23 protein-coding genes and 1 pseudogene are annotated in these 24,749 nt (G+C 34.0%); 18 read left to right on the top strand and 6 right to left on the bottom strand.

The features are described from left to right. Positions 1-3 precede the first annotated feature (3 nt). The 5 genes and pseudogenes from NCCP28_RS20560 to NCCP28_RS20580 all read left to right on the top strand — a co-directional run bounded on the left by NCCP28_RS20560 (position 4) and on the right by NCCP28_RS20580 (position 4,517). On the top strand, positions 4-966 hold the full coding sequence (locus NCCP28_RS20560; RefSeq protein ID WP_248563087.1) for a DUF979 domain-containing protein: 963 nt from the start codon (positions 4-6) through the stop codon (positions 964-966). A gap of 16 nt (positions 967-982) precedes the next feature. After that, a pseudogene (gene pcp, locus NCCP28_RS20565) lies at positions 983-1,634 on the top strand (pyroglutamyl-peptidase I). Positions 1,635-2,594: 960 nt separating this feature from the next. Beyond that, positions 2,595-3,098, top strand: coding sequence for an RNA polymerase sigma factor (locus NCCP28_RS20570; RefSeq protein ID WP_248563088.1), 504 nt, complete (start codon positions 2,595-2,597; stop codon positions 3,096-3,098). Then, positions 3,085-4,011 (top strand): anti sigma factor C-terminal domain-containing protein, encoded by a 927-nt coding sequence (locus NCCP28_RS20575; RefSeq protein WP_248563089.1) that lies wholly within the window; start codon positions 3,085-3,087, stop codon positions 4,009-4,011. Before NCCP28_RS20570 ends, NCCP28_RS20575 begins: the two co-directional genes overlap by 14 nt. A 107-nt stretch (positions 4,012-4,118) precedes the next feature. Beyond that, the gene (locus NCCP28_RS20580; protein ID WP_248563090.1) at positions 4,119-4,517 is read left to right on the top strand and encodes an Ig-like domain-containing protein; all 399 of its coding nucleotides are present in this window, start codon (positions 4,119-4,121) and stop codon (positions 4,515-4,517) included. 86 nt (positions 4,518-4,603) lie between these two features. On the opposite strand, the gene NCCP28_RS20585 is transcribed toward NCCP28_RS20580, so the two are convergent. Next, positions 4,604-5,260, bottom strand: a complete 657-nt coding sequence (locus NCCP28_RS20585; RefSeq protein WP_248563091.1) for a Type 1 glutamine amidotransferase-like domain-containing protein — start codon at positions 5,258-5,260, stop codon at positions 4,604-4,606. 426 nt (positions 5,261-5,686) lie between these two features. Here NCCP28_RS20585 and NCCP28_RS20590 point away from each other — a divergent pair, with 426 nt between their 5' ends. From NCCP28_RS20590 to NCCP28_RS20605, 4 genes are all read left to right on the top strand, one after another. Further along, the gene (locus NCCP28_RS20590) at positions 5,687-5,875 is read left to right on the top strand and encodes a hypothetical protein (RefSeq protein WP_248563092.1); all 189 of its coding nucleotides are present in this window, start codon (positions 5,687-5,689) and stop codon (positions 5,873-5,875) included. An 80-nt stretch (positions 5,876-5,955) separates the two neighbouring features. Continuing rightward, complete coding sequence (locus NCCP28_RS20595; protein ID WP_248563093.1) at positions 5,956-6,201, top strand: hypothetical protein; 246 nt, start codon at positions 5,956-5,958, stop codon at positions 6,199-6,201. Between the two features lie 170 nt (positions 6,202-6,371). After that, a complete protein-coding gene (locus tag NCCP28_RS20600) occupies positions 6,372-6,878 on the top strand; it encodes an RNA polymerase sigma factor (RefSeq protein ID WP_248563094.1) in 507 nt (168 codons plus the stop codon). Next, positions 6,868-7,854 (top strand): anti sigma factor C-terminal domain-containing protein, encoded by a 987-nt coding sequence (locus NCCP28_RS20605; RefSeq protein WP_248563095.1) that lies wholly within the window; start codon positions 6,868-6,870, stop codon positions 7,852-7,854. Before NCCP28_RS20600 ends, NCCP28_RS20605 begins: the two co-directional genes overlap by 11 nt. Positions 7,855-7,911: 57 nt before the next feature. Here NCCP28_RS20605 and NCCP28_RS20610 read toward each other — a convergent pair whose 3' ends face one another. Together NCCP28_RS20610 and NCCP28_RS20615 are read right to left on the bottom strand one after the other, a co-directional pair. Beyond that, positions 7,912-8,886 carry a cation diffusion facilitator family transporter gene (locus tag NCCP28_RS20610; protein ID WP_248563096.1) on the bottom strand — a complete coding sequence of 325 codons (975 nt, stop codon included), beginning with the start codon at positions 8,884-8,886 and terminating at the stop codon, positions 7,912-7,914. A gap of 212 nt (positions 8,887-9,098) precedes the next feature. After that, a complete protein-coding gene (locus NCCP28_RS20615; protein ID WP_248563097.1) occupies positions 9,099-9,272 on the bottom strand; it encodes a hypothetical protein in 174 nt (57 codons plus the stop codon). A gap of 263 nt (positions 9,273-9,535) precedes the next feature. Here NCCP28_RS20615 and NCCP28_RS20620 point away from each other — a divergent pair, with 263 nt between their 5' ends. Next, positions 9,536-11,185 carry a copper resistance CopC/CopD family protein gene (locus tag NCCP28_RS20620; RefSeq protein WP_248563098.1) on the top strand — a complete coding sequence of 550 codons (1,650 nt, stop codon included), beginning with the start codon at positions 9,536-9,538 and terminating at the stop codon, positions 11,183-11,185. A gap of 276 nt (positions 11,186-11,461) precedes the next feature. Here NCCP28_RS20620 and NCCP28_RS20625 read toward each other — a convergent pair whose 3' ends face one another. Further along, positions 11,462-12,043 carry a biotin transporter BioY gene (locus NCCP28_RS20625; RefSeq protein ID WP_375709436.1) on the bottom strand — a complete coding sequence of 194 codons (582 nt, stop codon included), beginning with the start codon at positions 12,041-12,043 and terminating at the stop codon, positions 11,462-11,464. A gap of 161 nt (positions 12,044-12,204) precedes the next feature. Here NCCP28_RS20625 and NCCP28_RS20630 point away from each other — a divergent pair, with 161 nt between their 5' ends. The 4 genes from NCCP28_RS20630 (at position 12,205) to NCCP28_RS20645 (ending at position 15,799) form a co-directional block, all read left to right on the top strand. Further along, positions 12,205-12,537 carry a DUF3889 domain-containing protein gene (locus NCCP28_RS20630; protein WP_248563099.1) on the top strand — a complete coding sequence of 111 codons (333 nt, stop codon included), beginning with the start codon at positions 12,205-12,207 and terminating at the stop codon, positions 12,535-12,537. Between the two features lie 113 nt (positions 12,538-12,650). After that, positions 12,651-13,376, top strand: a complete 726-nt coding sequence (locus NCCP28_RS20635; RefSeq protein WP_248563100.1) for an MOSC domain-containing protein — start codon at positions 12,651-12,653, stop codon at positions 13,374-13,376. Positions 13,377-14,157: 781 nt separating this feature from the next. Further along, a complete protein-coding gene (locus tag NCCP28_RS20640) occupies positions 14,158-14,595 on the top strand; it encodes a MarR family winged helix-turn-helix transcriptional regulator (RefSeq protein WP_248563101.1) in 438 nt (145 codons plus the stop codon). Next, positions 14,588-15,799, top strand: coding sequence for an MFS transporter (locus NCCP28_RS20645; RefSeq protein ID WP_248563102.1), 1,212 nt, complete (start codon positions 14,588-14,590; stop codon positions 15,797-15,799). Before NCCP28_RS20640 ends, NCCP28_RS20645 begins: the two co-directional genes overlap by 8 nt. Before the next feature lie 316 nt (positions 15,800-16,115). Here the strand turns inward: NCCP28_RS20645 and NCCP28_RS20650 are convergent, their stop codons facing one another. Beyond that, entirely contained in the window at positions 16,116-19,343 is a 3,228-nt protein-coding gene (locus NCCP28_RS20650) for a S8 family peptidase (RefSeq protein WP_248563103.1), read from the bottom strand. A gap of 305 nt (positions 19,344-19,648) precedes the next feature. Between NCCP28_RS20650 and NCCP28_RS20655 the strand changes: the two genes are divergently transcribed. Genes NCCP28_RS20655 through NCCP28_RS20670 form a run of 4 tightly spaced genes read left to right on the top strand, consistent with a single transcriptional unit; the run spans position 19,649 to position 23,239 of the window. Continuing rightward, positions 19,649-20,029, top strand: coding sequence for a GntR family transcriptional regulator (locus NCCP28_RS20655; protein ID WP_248563104.1), 381 nt, complete (start codon positions 19,649-19,651; stop codon positions 20,027-20,029). A gap of 1 nt (position 20,030) precedes the next feature. Then, positions 20,031-20,933: an ABC transporter ATP-binding protein gene (locus NCCP28_RS20660; RefSeq protein ID WP_248563105.1), complete on the top strand. Its 903-nt coding sequence runs from the start codon at positions 20,031-20,033 to the stop codon at positions 20,931-20,933. Further along, positions 20,905-22,875 carry a DUF6449 domain-containing protein gene (locus tag NCCP28_RS20665; RefSeq protein ID WP_248563106.1) on the top strand — a complete coding sequence of 657 codons (1,971 nt, stop codon included), beginning with the start codon at positions 20,905-20,907 and terminating at the stop codon, positions 22,873-22,875. The genes NCCP28_RS20660 and NCCP28_RS20665 overlap by 29 nt, the downstream gene beginning before the upstream one ends. Positions 22,876-22,900: 25 nt before the next feature. After that, complete coding sequence (locus tag NCCP28_RS20670; protein ID WP_248563107.1) at positions 22,901-23,239, top strand: hypothetical protein; 339 nt, start codon at positions 22,901-22,903, stop codon at positions 23,237-23,239. A 235-nt stretch (positions 23,240-23,474) separates the two neighbouring features. Here the strand turns inward: NCCP28_RS20670 and NCCP28_RS20675 are convergent, their stop codons facing one another. Then, complete coding sequence (locus tag NCCP28_RS20675) at positions 23,475-24,476, bottom strand: DoxX family membrane protein (protein ID WP_248563108.1); 1,002 nt, start codon at positions 24,474-24,476, stop codon at positions 23,475-23,477. Between the last annotated feature and the right edge of the window lie 273 nt (positions 24,477-24,749).

Here is a 24,749-nt window from a genome sequence, read left to right on the forward strand (position 1 = left end):
AAGATGAACATTATCACATTAGAAAGCATTTATTATTTACTTGGCATTATTGTTGCTTTTGTAGCAATACGGGTGCTTCTTGATAAAAACCATCCAACTCGTATTGGATCCTTCCTGTTTTGGGGAATATTTGCATCAACGTTTTTATTTGGACAATGGATGCCGCCGATTGTAGTGGGCTACTTAGTATTGATTATGGTTATTATTGCATCATTCGGCAAAGTGAAAGCAGGAAAAGAAAAGGAATTAAAAAAAGAAGAACGAGAGAGTCATGCAGAGCGTTTAAAAGGAAAAATCTTTTTGCCGGCCATTCTTATTCCAGCAGTAACGGTAATTGGTACATTGACATTAGGAAAAATTCATTTTGGTGATGTTTATATCGCTGATCCGAAAAATGCCACACTTATTTCTCTTGGCATTAGTACTATTGTTGCTTATATAGCTGCACAAGTTTTAACAAAAGCAAAAGCATCTGTTCCTATGCAGGAAAGCAGCCGCTTAATGCAGGCAATAGGCTGGGCCATTATTTTGCCGCAAATGTTATCTGCACTTGGGGGCATTTTTTCAACAGCTGGCGTCGGGAAAGTAGTTTCTGGAATTGTTGGCGATCTGCTGCCGACAAACTATGCATTTGTTGCCGTTGTTGCTTATTGTTTAGGAATGACATTATTTACAATGATTATGGGAAATGCCTTTGCTGCTTTTGCAGTGATTACTGGAGGAATTGGGCTTCCATTAATTGTGCAAATGCATGGAGGAAATCCGGCGATTATGGCAGCATTAGGCATGTTCGCCGGTTATTGCGGCACGCTGATGACACCAATGGCTGCCAATTTTAATATTGTTCCGGCAATGCTATTAAACTTAAAAGATAAAAATGCAGTAATAAAAGCACAAGTTCCGATTGCCATTCCATTAATGATAGTAAACATGTTATTAATGTATTTCTTAGTTTATCATTTTTAAATAGGAGGAATAAATGATGCCCAAAATTTTGCTTACAGGTTTTGAGCCCTTTGGAGGAGAATTGGTCAATCCAGCATTAGAAGCGGTAAAGGCGTTTAGTGGTGCATGTATGGGAGAATACGATATACAGATCGAAAAAATTCCTACTGTTTTTGATCTATCTATAACTCATTTAGTGAAGACAATAGAAGAAGTTGATCCAGATCTTATTATTTGTGTAGGACAAGCAGGAGGCAGAACGGATATTACGGTGGAAAGAATTGCAGTAAATGTCAATGATGCACGGATTCCTGATAATAACGGAAATCAGCCAATTGATACAGAAGTCATTTTAGGAGGACCAGCTGCTTATTGGTCGACATTGCCTATTAAAGCAATGGTAAAGGAAATGAATAAAAAGGGCATCCCAGCATCTGTATCCCATACAGCAGGAACATTTGTCTGCAACCATCTTTTTTTATGGATTGATGGATCATCTAGCTAAAGGGAATAACTCGATCCGCGGCGGATTTATTCATATTCCATTTTTGCCAGAACAAATCAAAGGTGCCAATGCAGGCCAGCCAAGCATGTCGCTTGAAACGATTGTCAAGGGTCTACAAGTTGGAATAGAAGCAGCACTACAATATGAAGAGGATATTAAAGTTGTGGGCGGGCAGATAAGTTAAGAAAAAAGCATTAGGAGAAATCCTAACGTTTTCAGACTGTATCAAACTCTCCTTAAAAGGAAGTTTGTTTACAGTTTTTTTATTATAAATGGAGTTGGTGATTTCCGTTTCAGGGGTTCGCTTTCCACGGGGCGAGCGCCGAGCCGCTTCGTCGCTTCGCTCCTGCAGGGTCTCGGACTGTCTCGCTAATCCCGTAGGAGTCTCACCGCTTTCAATCCAATCAACCTGTTTTCAATTTATTTCGTATAGAATTTTAAATAGATTAGCTTTAAAATATAAGGATATACATAAGAGAGGTGACATCATACTTTCCAAACATTCTTCTATTCAAAGAGATCCATTAGGAATGATCTCTTTAGATCAATTAGTTCCAGCCAATCATTATCTTAAAAGGGTTCAGAATGCTCTCATTCTGAACCTTTTTGTCGACAAACTGAAACGCTAGGAGAAATCCTAACGTTTTTTTGTTTTGAAATAGAAAAAACATAGCATGTTTTGGAAATTTACACCATGTTTATTCATTAATATATTTGTTTATTTAAACAACCAGCCAGGAAATTTAATATAATGAAATGAAAATGAATTTTTCTTCTTCTTTGAAAAATCAATGTTAGAAGAAGACTTTCTGAATGATTTTTACAGGTAAGATAAAAAAGGGGAAAATAACCAAAAACAACGCTATAGCATTGTTTTTGGTTGAATTTTACATATGCTGTATGCATAAGTCTTCCTTATTTCTGAATGATTTTTTATCCCTATTTAACAGGTAGTAAGATTCCTAGCTCAAGATTAGGCGAATTCTAGATGGAGAATCACTGCTCGCAAAAAATCTCAATGATTAAAGAATTCCTTTATTTAAAAGGAAGTTTTGATTAACGAAAATGATTTGCAATTAATATTATTAATGATTGTATACATTTATCCTCTTTAAACGTTTAAAAAACAGAGGGAGGAAGATAGTTGAAAAAGAAGTTGTCCAACGATGTTTTAAAGAAAGTGATGAATGAGCTTTATTATTATTTAATGAAGCAAGGCGCTGATTCGGAAACGGCAAAGGATATTGTGCAGGATAGTGTGTATAAGATGATGATCCATATGGATGCTGTTGATCCTGATAAATATCGGGCATGGCTTTTTAAAGTAGCAACCAATTTGTATTATGATTACTGCCGCAAAAAAAATAGAGCACCGAGTTTAATGCTAGATGAAAATTTAGCATCCAATGCAGAGTTAATAGAGGATGTACTCATTACAAAAGAAAATCAGCAGCAAATCAGAAAAATGCTTGAGTTGCTGCCAACTGCGTATAAGCAGCTGCTTCTTCTAAAATATGAATTAGATTGGTCTTATCAGCAAATTGCCGATTATTTAGAAATAAAGCCAAACAATGTCAAAACCTACTTAGCACGAGCGAGAAAAAAATTTAAAGAGATTTATCAGGAGGAAAACAATGAAAAAAAATAAAGAAAATGAATTGGAAGATATTTTTGATGAAAAAAGCTTTAAAAAAACATTAAAAAAAGCAAAATGGATTACTTTAGTGCGGACACTGCTTATCTCTGTTATTGTGTGTTTGGCTGTCGGTTATGGAGTGTATCGAACGAATATTTGGATTGTCGATAAAAGAGGGAGTGAAGTTACATTAGAACATCAAAAAGCAGATGCAGTAATGAAAGCGCCTAATACATCTATTGAAATGGAAACGATTGATTATGGTTTTTTTCAAGGCACAGTCAAACGAAAAGTTTATAAAGTGATCGAAGATAAAATTATTCCATGGGATACCGAAGATGTGCATTATGATTATCATGGATATTACTCTACATCTTTTTCGTCATATAGCACCAGGGTGAATGATACGACAGTTGTGAATATTCCTAGCGGGGAAAAAGAAATGATGTTTTATGTGCCTCAATATACATATAAAAAGTATTTGAATGATTTGGCTAAATTAAAAGATTATCCAGAAGATAAGTATATGGAGCTTGCTGTTTCTTTTGATAAAGGCTATTCGTTAGAAGAAGTCAAAAAAATGCTGCCAAAGTCTGTACATCCAACTTGGTTTTGGGTGAATGAATATGATGATGATTCTGCGGAAAGGAGTGAACCAGAGTATGGACGCTGGCTATTGGGAATCTATAAACCTACCTCTCCATTAGGAGAATCGGAAAGTATTCCTACTATAAAAAGTGAAGCAGAATTTTTAAAGCATTTAAAAAAATATGATAAAAATTTATACAAATCTGTGCAGAAAAAGCAAAAAGACGGCTTAATCATCGGCGTTGTCGTAACCGGAACAAAAGAAGATCTCCTTAGCTTAAAAGGAAAATCTTATGTAAAAGCATCTAGCATTGGAGCAGTTGTAGACAAGTATTAGCAGCATAGAGATATTCTTAGATAGTAGACGGAAAATTTAAAAAATATATTGAGAAAAGTGGGTATTATAGGTAAAATCAAAAATGTAAAAATAGAAAGGAGCTATAGATGAAGAAAATTAATTTGTTATTCTCCATAAGCGCTGTACTTTTGATTGTTCTATTTACTAGACATCCTTTTGAAAAGAAGGAAATTAGTAACAAAAAAGAATTGTATTCTCAGAAAGTAGATAAACAAAAGGAATTTACGATTGCCTTTGATAAAGGAATAAATAAATCAATTGTTTCTGATGAGAATATATATGTTCTAGACCATAATAAAAATCAAGTGGCCGTTACCGTCAAAAAAGATAGGGAAAACAATGTAATTATCAGCCCTCCAGAAAAAGGCTATAGTGATGGAGAACATTATACACTACATATTAATCGTGATTTAGATCTTGAAAACATCGGCAATAAATTGCTGCCAGAAGAGTATATTATCAATTTTGATGTAAAGAACAGCTAGGCTGTAGAGTTTTGTAGAAGCAAAGATTCTTTGTTAAAAGGATCTTTGCTGGTTCTTATTTTTTAATTAAAGTAATGAGAATTACTTTAGTGCATTTTCAGCAATTGCTTATTTTTAATTGTATATACTCCTTTGCCTTCAATTGTATGCATTTTTCCATTTTGGAAGTGGATTCCAGTATTTTCATCTATACCATAATTCTGCTGTTCCCCTAATTTATTTACAGCATGCCGCAAATGGGCTTCATCCTTCCATTCGGAAAAGTGTACAGCAATAAGGGTATCTTTTAATAATCCTAATCCCTTTTTTTGTTGAAATGTACCCTGCGGATTATCTTTCGCTGAAATAATGCAAGTTTCAGGACAAATAAGAGCGCCTGCAGAAAATCCAGCAATAGGGATGCCTGATTCATAACAATCTAGCAAAATCTGACTAATAGTAGTATCCACAATATAATCTCTATAAAGAGTGGTATTTCCTCCGCAAATAATAATTCCAGCACTATTATATAAATTGTTTTTTATTTTATCAAGTGAAGTAGACGGCAGCGGCAGATATTCAAATGATGCTGCACCTAACTCTTTTAGCATTTGAGTATACAAGGGCATATATTGCTGCCATCCTGTTTTGTCCATACATAATATGCTTATAGGATTAGTAGATTTCAGCAGATTAAGAAACTTTTTGGCATGCTGCAAAGTAAAGGGAGGACCCCCTCCGAAAAGAAATAAATGTTGATTCATTTTTGGCTCCTTTTATAATAAATTTGTTTTGTTGCTAATTTTAAGAGTAGATAGTGTTAGTTTATCAAAAATAACTTGTTAAATATATCCAATGTTTGGAGTGCTGTGTATAATGAATAAAAAGAAAGGGGGGCTGAATGTTGTATTTGTTCATAGGGATTGGGGCAATAAATGGAGATGATTATTGTCTTTTTAAAGTTGGAGAAATGGACCGCTATTTTAGAAGTTGATTTTGTTGGTTGTCTAAAAGGATTTATTCAAAAATAATAAAATTTTACGCATTCAAAATAAAATAAATAATGAAAAAAAGCTAGTTTTAGGAATAATAATGTTGCTGTTTTTATTTATATATATATTTGTATTAATGCTAAAACACATAACGTATCTATAAAAATGAATAGTTATTCGAAAGAAGAAGAAAGCAGGATGCAGACATTAATATATAACGCATTGGATCCATCTTTGCAGAATAAAATAGCAGATCAAAAACAGGGCAATATAAATGGTTTTAAATCTGGAAGCAAATTTCTTGTGAAACAGGTAAATTCAAGCCAGAAAAAAGATATTAAAAATCGCAGCACAATTAAAATTAGTTATTTAGCAAAGGAGCCATAAAAAATAAATGTCTATTTAAATATGGAAGGCAATAAGGTTATAGGATATAGAAAAGAATAAAACATTTGGGAGGAGCTATAATGAAAACTTTTCAATTTTTTGTGCTTCTTTTGCAACTATCTGCCGCCTTTTCACTGCTTAGCTGTATAGCAGGGGTATTCTTTCAGTCATGGAAATGGATGTTTGCTAGTTGTATAACAGCTCTTCCAATTGCCTATTATCTTTTCGGTGCAGAAAATAACTGGAAGCTAGTTGGATATCTACCTATTTTGTTTTTTGCAGTCAGCGGGGTATTGTGGAAAAAACAAAAACATAAAAAAATTTGATAAAAAAAAGAGAGGATATCGATAAAAAGAAGGGAGCGAATGAGTAAAAAAATAGAAAAAGTTCAAAAAAGAAGAGCTTCCAGTAATAAAAAGAACGTTGAAATAGAAAAATGCTAAAACTTTTGTAAACTTTTTCTTTTTTTATTCGTTTAGTAGGCAGGAGGGGGAAGATGGATGACTTAATAAAAGGAAAAGAACTGAATGAAGAATTGAATATCGTTTATCGTTATCTTTGCAAACTGGGAGTTCCAAAAGAAGATGCAAAGGATGCAGTGCAAGAAGCAGCAATAAAATATTTGCTTCATTTTGATTCTATTCCTCTAAAAAAAATTAGAAGCTGGTTAATTCGAGTAGCGCTCAATTTTTATTATGACCAATATCGCAAACAAAAAAGAATAAATCTTGATGTCAACCTGAAAAAGGTTGCGGCAGATTTTAAAGAGAATCCAGAATCTATTTATTTAGAAATGGAAAAAAATAATGATTTAAAGCAGGCCATCGCAAAATTAAAGCCCGATTATCAAGAAATGCTGTTTTTAAAATATCAATTAGCGCTATCTTATGATGAAATTGGACAAATCGTAAATAAGAGTTTAGCTTCTGTAAAAACCAATTTGTTCCGGGCCAAAAAACAATTAGCAAAAGTTTATAAGGAGGCTACTGAAAATGAGCGATAAAAAAGAACAGCAGGAAGAGATTGATTTTATCAATCATACCTCTTTGCAAACAGCAGTCAAAAAGTCCAAAAGAAAGCAGCTGGTTAAATACATATTTATTTCGATTATTACTACTGTTGTCAGCCTATATGTTCTTATTAATGGAAGTCAGTATGTGCTGAATAAAAAAATAGATAATGAAGATTATTTATTCGAAATGATACATGGTGCAAATATAAATCTTGAAGGTTCTTCCTATGATTATAACTTATTTAGTGCAAGAGAAGATTCTATGTATATGAAAACAATTGGCAATCGCACCATTGTATGGGACAAAACAGTAAAAACAATTCCCATTTTTGGAAAATCAAAATTAGTAGAAAGAGGAAGCGGCATGGGTGAAACGCTTTCTTTTAATAAGGAAGCCAAAAGAGTAATCCGCTATAATTACTTTAATAATCAACGAAAACTAGATTTTTACTACCCGAAATTAAATTATGACTATTTGCCACATGAAATTGATATTGCGGCGACTCTAGATGACAACAAGCTAATCGAAGTTGGGCTTTCTTTTACCAAGCCATTATCTATTAAAGAGCTGCAAAAAAAAATTGGCTATGAAAATGTGAATTGGCTATGGGTCGATACCAGCTATTCTGCTCAAATGGAAAGAATGACAAAAGAATTGCCAAGCGATGATTTAAAAACAAAAGGTGGGGGAGGCGCATTTGGTTTTGATGTAAATCCTGAAGTGCCATATTCTCAAGATCAGGTGCAGCATTTTAACGAAACATTAAAACAGCTTTATAACAAAAAAATTCATAAAAATGAAGTAAAGGAAGCAATAAAAGGCATTAAGGAAAATACAAATTCTAATCCTTCTAACATAAAATTTAACGGAGCAGTGGTAACTGGCACAGCAAAAGAACTAAAAAAATTTCAGCATATGGATATTATTCGTGCATCAGTTCTTGGGGCAACAATCGACAAATATTAAGAAGAAAAAACAGGAAAGGTGCATTTCCTGTTTTTTCTTCTTAATTAAACGTTTGTTTTATTTTTCTTCTGGCAATGGAGTTTTGTTCCACTTTAATACTCCATCATCTGTATCAAATTCAATAATAACGTCAGAGACGCCACTTTCTTCCATAATTTGGTCTTCTATGCGATGGCGGATTTTATCTGCTTGTTCCACGGTTAATTGGCTGTCGATTTCAATGCTCATTTCTACATGAAAATCTTCTCCTTCTTTGTACACAGACAAATCTTGTATATCGCGAACATCGGGATCAGCCATTGCAAGCATGCCGATTCGGCCTTCCATTTCTGCGTCGCTTTCTCCAATGGCACCAGCTGCATTATCTAAGAAAACTCTGCCGACTACAATAAACATAAAGGAGCCGATGATAATCGAAGCAATTCCTTCGGCTTGATAGAAGGGAGTGTATTGGGCAATAATAACAGCAATCATCGCAAGCAGACCGCCCCCTGTTGCGACAATATCCTCAAGAAATACTAGCTTTGTTGCAGGTTTTGCTCTTTTTAAATATTGAAAGCTATGCTGGAAAAGTTTCCATCCTTTTGTATCTAATCCTTGGTCGCGGACAATTTCTTTCATGGCTTTTATCAGTACATAAAATTCTAAAATAACGGCAGTCCCTAAAACAGAAATATTTAATAAAAATCCGTTTGACTCTGTTGGGTGAAAAATATGAGTAAAGCCTTCTTTGATTGTTTCATAGGACATAATCCCAACAATTAAGACTGCTCCTAATAATACTAAGTTAACGACTCGGCCAAATCCTCCGGGAAAACGTTTAGTAGGCTGTTTTTTGCTTAAAGCGGAACCGATGAACACAAAAAACTGGTTGGCGGCATCCCCTAGAGAATGCATGGTTTCTGCAAACATGGCAACATTGCCTGTAATCATATAGGCGGCTCCTTTAATAATTGCAATCAATGTATTAATCGTAGCAGCTAAAAGGGCAGATTTATTTCCATTGCGCAAAAGAATAAAAAAATCGTTCATAAATGTACCTCGTTCCTAGAATCTTTTTTAATTATTAACTGCTATAAAGAAGATATTCAATATTTTTCGGACAATTAGGAAAACCCATAGAGAACAACTCTTCTATGGGCACCTATTTTGTTTTCATGCTGTAGATATTTTTATGTACATTCTAATGAAAAGAAGGTCTTGGAAGCAGATTAAAAAAGCTGTAGATATAAAAAACGGAATTTTTAAGCTAAGTTGCTTTTATCTACTGCGCTATTCCAATCAGGAAAGTAATGTAGAGCATGTCTCATTAAATCAGGATGGTTTTGCTTAACCTTTTTTTTTGATAAATTTTCTCCCTGAGTCTGTAATTGGGAAATAGCTGTCATAACTTCCTTGGCAGTCATATTTACTTCCATTTTCCTACCTCCTTGCACATTTGTTTTTATTTTTACCTGGAATAGAAAGCAATATACTTACAGAAAGAAAAATAATAAAAAATATTTCTCGGGAAAGCGCAGATAGTGGCAAAATACTCTCTTTTTAGACAAGGATAGAGCAGTATAATTAGTGTATTCCTATACGGATATGTTTTCTTCCTTTATAATGTTAGTTGTGTCTTATCTCTTACTAGTAGAGAGTGCTTATACATAGAAATACATAAGGGAAGGTAGCGAAAGCAATGAATAAAAAACATATAGCAAGTCTGCTTTTTTTGTTTATCAGTTTCTTTTTATTGCAATCAAATGCATCTGCACATGCTTATATAACAAACTCAACTCCTGTGGAAAATGAGAGTTTAGATAAAGCGCCAAAAGAAGTGAAAATAGAGTTTAATGAAAAAATTCAAAGTGGTTTTACAGTGTTGAATGTTCTTAATTCAGCGGGAGAGCGTGTCGACAAAAAAGATGTCGCAATTGATAAACAAACCCAAAAATCCATCTCTGTTACACTAAAAAATGGATTAAAAAATGATGTTTATACGGTAGAATGGCGAATTCTTTCTGCAGATGGCCATTCTGTATCTGGAATGATTCCATTTAGCATTGGAGAGCTTCCAAAAGGGGTGACATTACCCAAGCAGCAATATACGGTTGATAAAAGCACAATGATTGTGGTAGGAATGAATAAAGCATTTTTGTATACAGGTCTTTGTTTGTATATGGGTCTTTGTTTGTTTTATATGGTTTGGTTTCGGACAGACGAACTTGCATCAGCACTAGTTTCTCGTACAAAAAAACTTATTTATGCAGCACTTAGTTTTCTGACAATAGGAATTATTAGTTTTTTAATGGTGCAAACACAAACAAATACTGGAATGAACTTTTTAGCAAGCCTACGTCCTGGCTATCTATTGGAAACCATAAAAAGCACAAAAGAAGGTACTGTATGGATCATACAAATGCTTTTATTGTTGGTATTATGGGCGGTTCATTTTTATATGAAGCAAAACAAAAGCTATCAGATGAAAAAATCATGGATAATTCTAGGGATTTCTATTGTAGGTATTATCCTTGCTAAAGCTTTTATTGGACATCCATCTAGTTCTCCGTATGATGAACCTGCGATTATTTTTGACTTTTTTCATTTAACAGGGGCATCCATTTGGCTTGGAGGAATAATTGTTATTGTCTTTTTGTTAAAAGAAGGAATAATTGACAAAAAAAGCAAAGAGCATCATCAGTATTGGCATACATTGCAGAACTATTCTCATTGGGCGCTGTTTAGTGTCGCAATTCTTGCTGTTTCCGGTGCAATAAATGCATCGTTGTTAATACCTGATTTTCATTCATTAGTCAGTACAGCATATGGAGTGGTGCTCCTTGTTAAGGTAGGTTTGTTTTTTGTGATGATTGGTTTTGGGGCCTATCATTTATTCAGCAGATTATTATTATCACGTAAAAAAATCTATAAAACCTCTATTAAAGCGGAAATGTTTTTAGGCATTCTTATTCTGCTTACAACGGCAGTATTTACGCAATTGCAGACACCAACATTGCCAATAGATAAGCCTTTTTATGAAGAAGCAGAATTAGGATATAATGAAAATATAAGCTTGTCCATTTCTCCGAAAAAAACGGGTGTGCAAAATGAATTTGACATTAATTTGTTTACAAATGATCGCAAACCAATGGAAGATGTAGAACAGTTATCCATTAGTTTGTCTCATGAAGGTCAAAAAACGGACTTTACATTAAAAAAAACAGCAGATGGAAAATACAGTGGCGAAAATTTAAAGTTGAATCAGCCTGGAAAATGGGAAGCAACAGTTCATGTATTAACAAAGGATTTTGATAGCCATGAGATTCCTTTTAGCTTCCAAGTGAGATAACAAGAACTATTTCTCAGGAAAGCGCAAAAATAGACAGTCATCTTCTTTTAAGGTCGTTTTTTGTCTGTTTGATTCAAAAATAAAAAGAGTAGAATCCAGATGAAGGGATTACTACTCTTTTTTATAGTTGTTTTTACCGAGTTTGTTAGATTTTTGCCATACAAAATAGGAGGAGAAAGACATAGCAGTTTGTATATACGTAGAATCCTGTGGGAATGCGAGCGTATACAGGCTGTGTTTAAAAAGCAACCACCTATACGAAAACAGCCTTTGTTATTAGTTGATTTTTAAACTGCTTTTTGCCATTACTGTTTTGTTCAAACGATGGCCGACAACTCCAGCAAAAATACTGACGATCACGTCTTTTACAAGGAATACCAACATCCATGACCAAGCTAATCCATAAGTAAATCCTTCTGGTGCAGCCGCCCAAAATTTATAGGCAAAATACATCCAGTTGGTGCCAATAACATAATTTAAGATCAGACCAACAATGGAGCTAAAAATAAACATTGGCAAGGTTGCTTTTTTCTCTATCATAAATCCAACTACATAACTGACTATAATATAAGATAAAATAAATCCAAATGTTGGAGAAAAAATAACCCGGAATCCGCCGCCAAATTGCGAAAAAATAGGTAAACCGACTAAACCAACAAACATATAGGCAATCATCGCCATACTGCCAAGTCTTTTGCCTAACACAAGCCCTGCCAAAATAGCAAAAAAAGTCTGCAATGTTAAAGGCACACCGCCAATGATAAAAAAGTTGCCGATATTGGCCCCGATTGCGGTAAACGCAACAAATAAAGCAATCATAGTGATTTCAATCGTTTTCCATTTTTTTGTTTGTTTCACTTGTTTCACTCCTATATAAAATATTATGTATAAATAAACTATAAATGGGAAAAAGTTTTATGTCAACTTAATTTTATTTTTAGTTAACAAATGAAACTGTATTGTTTACATATTCTGATTTTACATGTTCATACTATTACTAAAAGAGAAGGGTGTGATAAATGATGAAAAAAACGATATCTAACCTAACTATTCTGTTGTTTGCTTTTACTTTGCTGTTTCAAGCAATCCCAGCAAATGCCCAAAATGAAGGATTGCCTTCCTATGTAAAATGGGGAAGAATTGCGATGACCAAAACGCAAGAAAAATACCCAGATAGTGAAATTACCGACTATTTGCATGTAGGAAAAGAAAATAAAAATGGAAAATCTGTTGAAAAATTTAAACTGATTGTAAAAAATCAAAATAAAGAAATTGGTGTATTTGTCAATTTAACCTTTGATACAAGAACAGAACGGCTATTGGCTGTTAATATGACAGAAGGAAGACCATAAATATTTAGACTGTCCCGTTTATGATTCCATAATGGAAAGGTAAACGGGACAGTCTTTTCTATAGAAGGATTTTTTCCTTTTTTGTTGTATTAACATATAGAGGTGAATAAATCATGAAAATTGGAACAATTACAAAACTGGTTAGACATCCAGTCAAATCGTTTACAGGAGAAAGTGTAGTTTCCACAAATGTTTTGAAGTATGGACTTTATGGGGATCGAAGTCATGCATTTATTGATTTGACCAACCATCAAAAACATTTAACGATTACACAATATCCATATATGGCTACATATAAAGCAAGGTTTACAGAAAAGGAAAGTCTGAAAAAAATGCCGTCAGTTGAAATCATCACAAAAGATGGCAAAGTATATGATTGGCAGGATCGAAGCCTTTTAGATGAATTAGAAGCAAATACAAATAGAAAACTGACGGCCATTCAATATGCTCCTGATTTTGTTCCATTCCCTGCTATTGAAGAAGATCATCTTCTTTTAATTAGTGAACAGTCGCTTGAGCAGCTAGAAAAAAGCGTTGGCGAAAAGGTGGATGAACGAAGATTTCGAGGCAATATTGTGTACCAAATGGGCGCCCTAGATATAACAGAAGAAGAGTTGATTGGGAAAAAAATTAAAATTGGGGCAGAAGTAATCATTCAAATAAATAAATTTTGTGAACGATGCATGATTATTACTGTTGATCCAGAAACAGGAGAAAAAAAACCATCCATCTTAAAAAAAATCGTCAAAGAAAATAGCAATCATTTTGGTCTATATGCAGCGGTTCTTCACACAGGACAAATTAATGTTGGAGATACTTTGCAGCTAATAGATGAATAATCCAGACTGCCTTTATTTATCGGGCATTAACGGGCAGCAAAACCCCCACCTCAAGATGATGAGAAGAATAAAAAAATCTAGGTGGTAGAACTAGCCTGTAAAGACCCGGTTGGTTCAACTGACAATCAGTGGGGGACGTGGAAAACCTCGCTGATTGAAGTTTCACTTTATTGGTAAAACGGCAGTTATTGTTTTTTTATTGAAAAAGGCACAGCCAAATGAAAAAGAAAATATCCCAAAGCGCTGTCAAGTGCATTCAGCACCTTATCATTATTATCACCTAAGCCAATGGCAAAAAGGCAAATATATTTCCAAATAAGTTGCTCACAATAAAAAATAATCCAAAAGAATTCAGCGAGGCTGCTTTCTTCATAAGGGGAAATAACAGAAGATCATTATATCCTCGCATGCCATAAACAGATTGCCTGCAGCCAGAAAAAATAAAACAACAAGATACAAAGCAAAGAATAAAATGGGTGGGAACCTATATTTTCTAAGCGTACATGCAAAAATTTTCATGCTAATCTCCATTCGTTTATTATATATATGCTATATAGGAAGTGGAAATTTAAATTTGTAAATTCTTCTTGTTTAAAAGCAATTTTATATGATATAGTTACTTAGGTAACTAATTTTGGGTGTTGAAAAGGAACTAGTCTCCGCTAACGCTTCGTTCATACATTCTGCTAAAAATGTTTTCGCTACTTCGGTTATTCCACAAAAAAGGGAAAACTTAATAACAAAAAACTTTAATGAAAAATAGAAAAAAGGAGGGGAATCTTTGCGGGACCTTCATATTTTATTTCATGGCATTCATCAATTGGCTCGAGAATTAACAAAAGAATTAAATGTGGCACTTCAGCCTTTTGGGCTCTACAGTTCCCAGTGGTCGGTTATTTATGTATTAAAGCAAAAAGGTTCACTGACACAAACAGAACTATCTGATTATTTATCAGTCGAAAAACCGCCGATGACAAGGACCATACAAAAGCTTGTATCTGGTGGATATGTGAATCAAATCCAAGGGTCTGATAAACGCACAAAAAAAATTGAATTAACAAAAAAGGCTTTCGAGATGTATCCGGTTTGGGAAGAAGCTGTTCTTGCCATGAACAAACGGCTTGTAGAGACATTCCCAAAAGAATCTCAAAATCAGCTGACAACGCTGCTGGCAGAATGGACGGGACAGATTGCAGCAAGGGGGAAAAGCAATGAGTAAGGAAGCATTATGGACCAAAGGGTTTATTAGTATTTGGATAAGCAATTTTTTTCTTTTTTTAACTTTTTATTATTTATTGGTATCATTGCCGATTTATGCAATTAATCATTTGCATGGCCATCAGGCTAGTGCAGGATTGATTGTAACAATTTTTTTGATTTCGGCGATTGTCATTCGTCCATTTGCAGGTAATTTTATGCAAAAGATAGGGAAGAAACCAATATTTATCGTAGCGCTGGTGCTATTTTTAATGGGAACATTATTATATTTTCTTCCACAATCTGTTGGCGGATTATTGCTAGTCCGCGCATTTCATGGCATTGGTTTTGGAATTGCAACAACTGCTACAGGAACCATTGTTGCTGATTTGATTCCTAATTCAAGAAGAGGAGAGGGCATGGGCTATTATTCTATGTCCATGAACTTGGCTATGGTTATCGGTCCTTTTTTAGGATTAATGGCAATCAATTCATGGGGCGTGCAGCTATTATTTATCATTGCAAGCATTTGTGCACTGCTGTCATTGGGGACAGGATTGGCAATCAAATTGCCGAAACAGGAAAATAGACAAGTGCATGCACATGCAAAACAAAAGCATACATTTAAATGGAGCAATATATTTGAACCATCTGCTTTATCAATCAGTTTTGTTGCCGCCTTGTTTGGCATCGCTTATTCTTCTATTTTATCCTTCGTATCTGTTTATGCCAATTCAAAAGGATTAGCATCTGTATCAGGATATTTTTTCGTAGTATATGCTGTATTGATGCTGATGGCAAGGCCTTTTACTGGTCGCTGGTTTGACCGTTACGGAGCAAATGTCATTATTTATCCTTGTATTGTATTATTTGCGGTTGGCATGTTTATTTTAAGTGGCATGCATACAGCTGGCCTCTTTTTAGTGTCTGCAGGTCTGATCGGAATAGGATATGGAACATTATTTCCTAGTTTTCAAACAATCGCCATTCAATCGGCAGAACCCCAAAGGAGAGGGCTTGCAACAGCAACCTTTTTATCTTTATTTGATTCTGGAATTGGAATAGGATCTTTTCTTGTTGGTTTTATTGGGGATAAAATTGGTTTTAGTTCTTTGTATTTTTACACAAGCATCTATGTCCTCCTTGGACTGGCTGTTTATTATTTTATGTATGGCAAAAAAGTAAAAAGAAATGTTGGAAAACTAGCAGAGAAAAGAGTTGGATAATAAAAAAGGGGCTGTTAAACTTGTCTGTTGTTGCCGCTCCAGGCGGTTCGGTCCGGGAGCCTTCTTGGCGCGCTTCTGCGGGGTCTCCCTTTGACTCGCTTTTCCCGCAGGAGACTCGCGCCTTCCATTCCAATCAACAAAGTGCTGAAATCCACCCTAAGCTTAAGCATTGCATAACTTTTTTTAAATCAAATACAAAAAAACGTCTTTTCTTGTAAAATAAAAAATGAATAGAGACCAAAAAACAGGGGAAGAAAAACAATTTGTTTTTCTTCCCCTGTTTTTATTTTAGGACTTATTAGATAGCCCCTTTTTGTTATTTTGCTTTTGCCACTGTTTTTTTTGTTGCTTTGCTTATGTTCCCTGCTTTATCTTTTGCTGTAACAGATAAAACAGTTTCAGCTTTTTGTTTTGTTATTTTAATGGAATAGGATCCTTTGCTGTCTGCTGTGCCTTTAGCAAGCTCTTTATTTTTTACTTTAATGCTGATAACTGCATTTGCTTCTGCCTTGCCTGTTACTGTTGTGGAATTAGTTGTAACAGCATTTACTTTTGGAGCATTCGGCGCAGTTTTGTCTGCAATAGTGATGGTTTTTATCTTGCTTATGTTTCCTGCTTTATCTGTTGCAGTAATAGAAAGTTTGGTGCCAGCTTTTTGCTTTTTGATAGTCAGAGAATAGGAACCTTTGCTGTTTGTTTTGCCAGCAGCAACTTTTGTTTTCCCATTTTTAATCGTAATGGTGGAATTTGCTTCTGCTTTTCCAGTTATTTTGTCGCTAATGTCGCTAATGGTGCCAGTTACACTTGGGGCGCCAGGTGCTGTTTTATCTATTACTGTTACAGAAGTTGCTTTACTTGTATTTTTAGCGCCATCTGCTGCAGTAATTGTTAATTTGGTGCCAGCTTTTTGTTTTGATATCGCAATGCTGAAAACGCCATTTGCATTTGCTGTACCAGTTTTTAATGTTTTGCCATTTGTTTTTACTGTAATTGTCGCATATTCTTCTGTTGTTCCAGTAATTTTAGTGTCTTTGTCTGCTACTGGATTTATTTTCGGTGCATTAGGTGCTTTTGTATCTTTTTGAACAGCAGTGCGAATGGTAGTATTAGTTTTTATGCCATTGATTGTTTTTTCAAATGTAAGATATAAAAGACTGTCTGTTTTTTGCACAGGAATTTCGATTTTAAAATTACCTTTGCTGTCAGCAGCAGCTTTTTTAGTCGTTTTTCCGATTTTTACACTTACAGCTGTTCCTTTTTCAGCAGTTCCTCTGATTGTTTTTGAGCTGTTGTATACGGTATTTACTTTTGCATTAAGTTTAACAGAGCTGACTGCACTAAAAGCATTTAGTCTTCCCCAAGCAGACACTAGGTCATAGCCTGGCGCCAACGTTCCTGTTTCCCCATCTTCGTAATCTAATAAATCAAGGTAGCTGCTTTCTTCTTCTACATATCCATCTGTTTCTGTGAATGCTACATTTTTTGTTGTGCTGATTAACGCATTTTCCACATCTTTAGGCTTTAAGTTTGGATTGATGGACAACATAAGTCCTGCTACAGCAGCTACATGCGGTGCTGCCATAGATGTTCCGCTATAATACGTAATATTTCCATTTGGTACTAAGCTTGGAATATTTGTGCCAGGTGCAACTAAATCAAGGCTTTCTCCATAGTTGGAGTAGTCAGAAACAAGATCCAAGTCATTTGTTGCTCCCACACTTGTTACATATTGGCTTGAAGCAGGGTATGACAGCATGGAAGATGATTCATTTCCACTTGCTGCAATTACGGTTACATTACGTTTATTTGCATATTGAAGCATGTATTCCAACACTCTGCTATAGTCGCCGCCAAGGCTTAAATTGATGACTTTAGCCCCTTTGTCTACCGCAAATTTAATTCCTTTGGCAATTTGTTCATTATCTCCAGCACCGCTTGCATCCAATACTTTTACTGGAAGAATTTTAGCGCTTGTATTAATGCCTGCAATGGAATAATTATTATCAACGCTTGCTGCAATAATGCCGCTCACATGTGTCCCATGTCCATTATCATCTGTTGCATCCTGTGTATTGGAAATATAATTATAGCCGTTTTGTATTTTTACCGTGTTTTTTAAATCAGCAAGTGTACTGTCAACACCAGTATCTACTACTGCAATCAATGTTTCTTTTGGTTTAATAGCTTTTTGCAGTTTATATAAGTTTTCGTATTGAATATCAGCGTCCTTATTGCCATTTGTTTGTCCACTGTTTTTAAGTGACCACTGATAGCTGTTGGAAACGTCCTGTGTTGTGCTTAATGCTTTATAGGTTTTTACTGGTTCCACAAATTCAACCGCTGGATTGTTTTTGATAGAGTTTACTAAGCTTGTTTTTTCTTTGACAGAAAAGCTTTTTGTTTTAATCTCTTTGCCTAAATCCATTACAATCAATTGATCTGTGATTTTATCTGTTTGATCTAATTCTTGAATGGTATCGCTTTTTAAAGATTTTGCACTTGTTTTAAAGCTTGATAAGCTTTTGCCTTCTTTTAACTTTACAATATATTTTCCTGCTGCATTTTTATTTGTAATTGCTTTTGTTGATGCCCCTAATTTTGAAAAAACAGAAGCAAGGGTTTTATCCTCTAAATTGCCGATATTGATTTTTTTTTCAATTTTTTGAATTTGTTCTTTCAGTGTTTTTGGTGAAGCAGCTAATGCTGATTCATATAAACGATTAATTGCTTTTACATCTTTATTAGTAAATGTATATGTTGAAGTTGTTCCGTTATTTAATAGTTCTGCAAAAATCGGTTTTAATTGGCGTAAGTCTGCCAATGTATTGGAGCGCAGTTCTTTGTCAAACACCATTTTGGCACTTAAAAATGGGGCAACTTTGTAATATAAAGAAGACAGTTCTTTCCCGTTTGCTGTTTGGGATAAAATCGAATCGCGAATGGTGCGCAAATCGCTTAGAATCGATTGTCCATCTTTTTTATCTTTTGTGCTTAATTCAACAGGACACTCTTCTGAAATTTCTGTTGATGGAGCTAAAGTTGCTCCTTTTGCTTGAAGAGTAAAAGAACTGTCTGCTTTTTCTTCTGCAGTAGTTTGGATTATTTCGTTTACTTCGCCTTCTTCTATTATTATATCTTCATCTGAATAATACTCTACTTTTACATAATATGTACCATTCCAAGCTAAGGGGAAGTCAATAACAGCAGGAGCCTGATCATAGCTATAGCCTGTGTATTGATCAAATAGATTGCCAAGTTTTGCATTTTCCAAGCTGGAATAGATGGATACATTCATTTCTTGTTTAGATTTTAATATGAATTCAAGATGAGTAAATTTTTTGATTGTATCTTGTGTTGGTGTGATTTTAAACCATTTTACATATTCATCTGAGTTAAAGCTTGCTGTTTTTGTTTGTCCAGCTGTTAAGTTTTCTGCTTTATCTGCCGTATCTGCCGCAAAAGCAGTGCCGGCTGTTGCACTGTTGAATACAAATGCAAATGCTAGCAAAATAGCAAATAAAGAAGTTATTTTTCTCTTTTTCATGATTTTCCTCCGTAAAGTTTATTTGTTACATATCTATTAAAACATGAATTTTCAAAAAGTGTAAATATTTTCTTGTTTTCTAATTGGAATTTTATCATGCGTTAACGGGCTTTTGGCCCCCAGTAAGAGAAGAGGACAGATCTAGGTGGGCCCAAAAAACCTGATTAAAGTTTCACTTTATTTTTATGGCAAGCAAAAAAAATTGTAAATTTTTCTAAATTTATCTTTTCATTGTAAAAGACATCCTTTATAATAAAACTGTATTACGGGTTATAGTACACTTAATACAGATTGGAGGGTTTATTATGTTTGAGCTTGATTTGCGAAGCCGAACCCCTATATATGAGCAATTAGTGGATAAATTAATAGAGTTGATTGTATCAGGTGTTATGGTTCCAGATGAGCAGCTTCCATCTGTCCGGACATTAGCTGCTCAATTAACGATTAATCCAAATACTATTCAAAAAGCATATCGGGAATTGGAGACAAAAGGATATATTTATTCGATTAAAGGAAAAGGCAGTTTTGTTAATGCTTCTAATCTTATGCAGGATGAAAACAAACTAAAAGAAGCATGGCGGAAATTAGAGAAACTAATATCAGAAGCACTTTTTTTAGGGATAAAGCCGGAAGATATTATTGAGCTTGTTGAAAAGCTGAAAGAACAGAAAGGGGGAACTAGTTGAAATGATCAAATTAACGCATGTAAATAAAAAAATTGAAAAAGAACAAATATTAAGCGATTTAACGCTAACGGTAAATAAAGGATCCATCTATGGACTTCTTGGTTCAAATGGCGCCGGCAAAACCACCATGCTAAAAACATTGGCAGGCATTCTGAAACAAGATAGCGGCACGGTTACAATAGAAGGAGAGAATGTATATGAAAACAATGGCATCAAACAGTCCGTGTTTTTTATGCCTGACTATCCAACGTTTTTCCCTCAATATACAACAAAACAAATGGCCAACTTTTTTCAATCCATTTATCCGAATTGGAGTGAAGAACGTTTTTTAAAGCTTGGAGAAGTGTTTGAATTGGATGTGAATAAAAAAATTCACACATATTCAAAAGGTTTGCAGCGTCAAGCAGCTTTTTGGCTGGCCTTGTCAACCAATCCTAGTGTATTTATTCTCGATGAACCATTTGATGGACTGGATCCAGTTATTCGCACAAAGGTGAAAAACTTGCTTGTTCAAGAAGTGGCAGAACGGGAAATGACGGTAATCATTTCTTCCCATAATTTAAGAGAAGTAGAAGATTTATGCGACCATATCGGTATTATCCATAAAGGAACATGCATAATCGAAAAAGATATCGATGATTTAAAATCCGATATTCATAAAATTCAAGTCGCATTTCCGAAAGAAACAAAGGAAAAATGGAAAGAAAGTATAAAGCCTCTTTATATGGAACAAAGGGGCAGCGTATATATGCTGATTGTAAGAGGAGAAAAACAAAAGCTTTTAACAGATATCGAAGCATTTAAACCAGTGCTGTTAGATATGCTGCCGCTAACATTAGAAGAAATATTTATTTATGAAATGGGGGATATGAATTATGCCATCCAAAACATCCTTTTATCATAAGCAATTAGCCGTTCTTATTTTGCGCAATGTCGGATGGGTCAGCATGCTATCATTTTTTGCTCTCTTTTTTTCCGTGCCATTATATTTGCTGCTGATAGAAAAAGACGAGGCTTGGAAGAACAGCCCTGATTATTATCCAATGTTTGAAAAGGTATTTGATGTAAATGTCTTTATACAAATAATAGTGATGATCCTTTTGCCCCTGCTATTGGCAATTTTTCTATTTCGCTTTTTGCAGTCAAAATCATATAGCGACTTAATCCATAGTATGCCTATAAAACGAAACTATCTTTTTCATTATTACAGCATCAGTGGAATCATTTTATTAATTTTGCCTATATTAGTAAATGGAATCATTTTGCGGCTTATTTATTCTGTTGCAAATTTGGAGTATTTTTTCCCTGTTTCTGATATTTATAAGTGGTTTCTTATTTTTTCTATCTTTAGCATCTTGCTATTTACAGCATGTGTATGTATTGGAATGCTGACTGGTTTATCTGTTTTTCAAGGGGTGCTGACTTGTTTAATTTTAGTATTGCCAGTTGGTTTTTTTGCCCTATTATGTTTTAACATCCAAATGTGGGTACATGGATTTCCAATTAATCATTATTTAGATGAAGATAAACTATTTTTCCTTTCGCCCCTTTTAGTGCCAGTGATTATATGGAATGATGATACAAAAGTTTATCATTATCTTGCTTATTTCCTGTTAGCGATTGTTTTTTATTTCCTTGGTTTATTTTTATACAAAAAAAGAAAAGTCGAATATATTTCTCAAGCGATTGTTTTTCCACAATTAAAAGGCCTTTTCAAATATGTATTTGCTCTTTCTTTTGTTTTAATCGGCAGCCTTTATGGAGAAATTGTCGATGCAGGAAAACCAGCAATGGTTATTGGCAACTTCTTCGGAGGGTTAGTTGGGTATTTATTGGCAGAAATGATATTAGAAAAAACATGGCGAGTATTTTATCGTTTAAAACAGTTTGGCTACTTTGCTGCCGTAGTTATTCTAGTAATTGGCATCTCGATTCCTTTTGTGAAAATGTATGAAAAGAAAGTGCCTGATGCAGATGCTGTTGCAAGTGTTTCCTTTACTGATGACCAATACACATTTATGACAAGTGATAGGGATGAAACCAATAACATCATAAAAATGATGAGCTCTAAAGAAAATATTCAGGATGTAGTCGCTCTTCATAAAAAATTGATAATGGAAAAAGATACAAAAGACAGTGATAAAAATACGAGCGTAAGACTGCAGTATAAGCTGAAAAATGGAAAAAATATATACAGAGATTATGCTTTCAACAGCAATAAACACAAAGATTTCATCAAGCCAATCTATGAAACAGAAGAATTTAAAACACTGAATTATTCCATTTTTTCATGGAGAAGTGATGATATAAGCAATATTATGATTGGTGAAGGCATCCGTTTATTACAAAAGGATGAAATTATTGAATTGATGACTGTTTTAAAACGAGATATTTTAAAAGAATCATATGAAGATATGAAACGAGATTATTGGAATAATGTCAATATAGAATTTACATTAAAGGATAAAAACAATAGATATTATAATATGACCATTAATCCAACCTATACAGAAACAATTAATTGGCTGGATAAAAAAGGTATGCTTGAAAAATCATTTACTATTTCTGATGAAGTAAAGGAAATCCAGATTGTAAAAACAAAGGATACTGGCATTACAGAAAATATGTATAGTTATGAGGAAGAAAAAATTAGAGAAAAAATCTTTACAGCCAAGCAAAAAGCAACTGTAAAAGAGAAGGACAGCAAAAAACAATTATTAGATCATGCAAGCAACAATTTTGAACCATATTCTTTGCTGGTAGTTTATAAAGATGGAACAAATAGGATTGCTTATTTATCTGAAAAAAATGTGCCGAATCTTATCAAAGACGAATTAAACAAATAAGAAGGAATTGGAAAGGTGGATGTGGATGTTAGCCAGAACAAAAGAATATGAGAATCTTATAGCTGTTCATGCACAAAAGCTTTTCCATCTTGTTTTTTGTATTGTTCGTGAGGAAGAATTGGCGAGCAGGGTAGTAGAAAAAGTATTTGTTACTGCTTATAACCATTTTTTTGAAATGGAGCAAAAAGGTTTTGAAAAATATCTTTTTCAACTAGCAGCGAAAATGGCTGTTACTTGCAATAAAACAACTAGGAAAAAACAAATAAATGAACAAAGAGAAAAACAGAGAGGCTTTGATTCACTTTTAAAAGAAAATCAACAATATACCAAACTTGCTTCTAAACAAAGGATTCATTTTGTTTAGAGACGAGTTTGGTATATGGAGAGATGAAAAGTAATAAACTCCTAAAAAAGGCATGGTAGAAATAAGAAGTAGCGATTTGTCAAAAAGGAGATCATTTTCTTTTGCTAAGCATAGTAGGAGAGTATACGATTAAGGGAACAAGTGAATTGATTGTTTCCTATATATAATGGTAGAAAAGCGGAATTTTCGAGGAGGAATCTCATGAAAGTTCCGCTTTTTTATCGTTATTTAATTTTTAAGCAAAACGATAATAAATAAGTAAAAATGTGCTTAAAACAAAAAGAAAGTTTAAGAAAACAAAGATTATTTGGTCCATTCTAGTTTTATGGATAGTTATTGGCGGATCATAAAAAGAAACACCTTCAATGATAAAAATAATGAGGACAATATGTATTATCCCATGCCCAACTACTTCTGTATAACCAAAAATAGTTGTAGTTAAAATAAATAAAATGGTAACGACTACTGCTAACAACCTGTTTAATATTCCCACTACTAATAGATATCCTACAACAAATTCAATGAAAGCAGAAAGGACTACAAACAGTTCAGGATCAAAACCAAAGGTTGGAACCCGATGATCATGAATAATATCAACCGTCATTATAGGATAAACCCATTTTTCCACAGCTACCCAACATAAACTTAATCCTGTTCCCAAGTATAGAAAAGGAAATCCTTTTGTTTCTAATGGGGTTTTTCCTACAAAAAAGACACCTATAATAGCTAAATAAAAACCGTAATCCAACATATGAAACCATCCAGCATTATTCCATATATAACAGAAAAGAAAAAGCATTAAAATAGCTGCAATCTTAGTTGAAATATGATGTGGAATAATAAGAAATATAATTATTGCCCACATCAGCATAGTTTGCCAATTATGATTTATGGGAAACTCAGGAGCAAACATCGTGCTATTCAAAACCTGTAATACAAAAGCTAATGCGGTACCATATTTTAGTATATATCGAGAATATTTACGGTAGCCATCAAGTTTATTATCTATTTTTGATACAATCGGTATACTCGTCAATTTCGGAATTAATTGAGACAAAATAGCTAGGAGAATAGCAATTGCAAGGGAGATTCCTAAAAATCCACCAGATAATATTTGTTCAATTGGTACCTTTTCCGGAGATGAATTTGTAAACCATTTAACATGTGCATAGGATGTAATTGGTGAAACCACTATTATTAGAGAAAGAATAGTTATGATTTTATTGCGAGATACCAAAAATTACACTTCCTTTCTTTCATGCAGATAATCATAGTATTTATTTAATACCCAATAGTATGTATGCAGAATCTCCAAAAGGAGAATATAGTTTTTTACTGTTTGTTTAACATCGTCTAATCAATTAGAAAGTGTAAAGGAAAGGTAACGAAGGGACAGTTGGATTAAAAAAGAGGGGTGATAACGATATTATCGAATCAGAACCTAAAACTGTTAAATTAAAACGATAGTGGGCCAAATATAATATTGAACTTTTTAATCTCTTTAAAAAAC

Origin of the sequence: Niallia sp. NCCP-28 (genome assembly GCF_023168165.1) — a bacterium.
GTDB lineage: Bacteria > Bacillota > Bacilli > Bacillales > Cytobacillaceae > Niallia.

Excerpts from the sequence above, each read along its gene's own strand:
- NCCP28_RS20560 (WP_248563087.1), top strand. The coding sequence starts at position 4 with ATGAACATTATCACATTAGAAAGCATTTATTATTTACTTGGCATTATT.
- NCCP28_RS20575 (WP_248563089.1), top strand. The coding sequence starts at position 3,085 with ATGAAAAAAAATAAAGAAAATGAATTGGAAGATATTTTTGATGAAAAA.
- NCCP28_RS20580 (WP_248563090.1), top strand. The coding sequence starts at position 4,119 with ATGAAGAAAATTAATTTGTTATTCTCCATAAGCGCTGTACTTTTGATT.
- NCCP28_RS20585 (WP_248563091.1), bottom strand. The coding sequence starts at position 5,260 with ATGAATCAACATTTATTTCTTTTCGGAGGGGGTCCTCCCTTTACTTTG.
- NCCP28_RS20590 (WP_248563092.1), top strand. The coding sequence starts at position 5,687 with ATGCAGACATTAATATATAACGCATTGGATCCATCTTTGCAGAATAAA.
- NCCP28_RS20595 (WP_248563093.1), top strand. The coding sequence starts at position 5,956 with ATGAAAACTTTTCAATTTTTTGTGCTTCTTTTGCAACTATCTGCCGCC.
- NCCP28_RS20600 (WP_248563094.1), top strand. The coding sequence starts at position 6,372 with ATGGATGACTTAATAAAAGGAAAAGAACTGAATGAAGAATTGAATATC.
- NCCP28_RS20605 (WP_248563095.1), top strand. The coding sequence starts at position 6,868 with ATGAGCGATAAAAAAGAACAGCAGGAAGAGATTGATTTTATCAATCAT.
- NCCP28_RS20610 (WP_248563096.1), bottom strand. The coding sequence starts at position 8,886 with ATGAACGATTTTTTTATTCTTTTGCGCAATGGAAATAAATCTGCCCTT.
- NCCP28_RS20615 (WP_248563097.1), bottom strand. The coding sequence starts at position 9,272 with ATGGAAGTAAATATGACTGCCAAGGAAGTTATGACAGCTATTTCCCAA.
- NCCP28_RS20620 (WP_248563098.1), top strand. The coding sequence starts at position 9,536 with ATGAATAAAAAACATATAGCAAGTCTGCTTTTTTTGTTTATCAGTTTC.
- NCCP28_RS20630 (WP_248563099.1), top strand. The coding sequence starts at position 12,205 with ATGATGAAAAAAACGATATCTAACCTAACTATTCTGTTGTTTGCTTTT.
- NCCP28_RS20635 (WP_248563100.1), top strand. The coding sequence starts at position 12,651 with ATGAAAATTGGAACAATTACAAAACTGGTTAGACATCCAGTCAAATCG.
- NCCP28_RS20645 (WP_248563102.1), top strand. The coding sequence starts at position 14,588 with ATGAGTAAGGAAGCATTATGGACCAAAGGGTTTATTAGTATTTGGATA.
- NCCP28_RS20650 (WP_248563103.1), bottom strand. The coding sequence starts at position 19,343 with ATGAAAAAGAGAAAAATAACTTCTTTATTTGCTATTTTGCTAGCATTT.
- NCCP28_RS20655 (WP_248563104.1), top strand. The coding sequence starts at position 19,649 with ATGTTTGAGCTTGATTTGCGAAGCCGAACCCCTATATATGAGCAATTA.
- NCCP28_RS20660 (WP_248563105.1), top strand. The coding sequence starts at position 20,031 with ATGATCAAATTAACGCATGTAAATAAAAAAATTGAAAAAGAACAAATA.
- NCCP28_RS20665 (WP_248563106.1), top strand. The coding sequence starts at position 20,905 with ATGCCATCCAAAACATCCTTTTATCATAAGCAATTAGCCGTTCTTATT.
- NCCP28_RS20670 (WP_248563107.1), top strand. The coding sequence starts at position 22,901 with ATGTTAGCCAGAACAAAAGAATATGAGAATCTTATAGCTGTTCATGCA.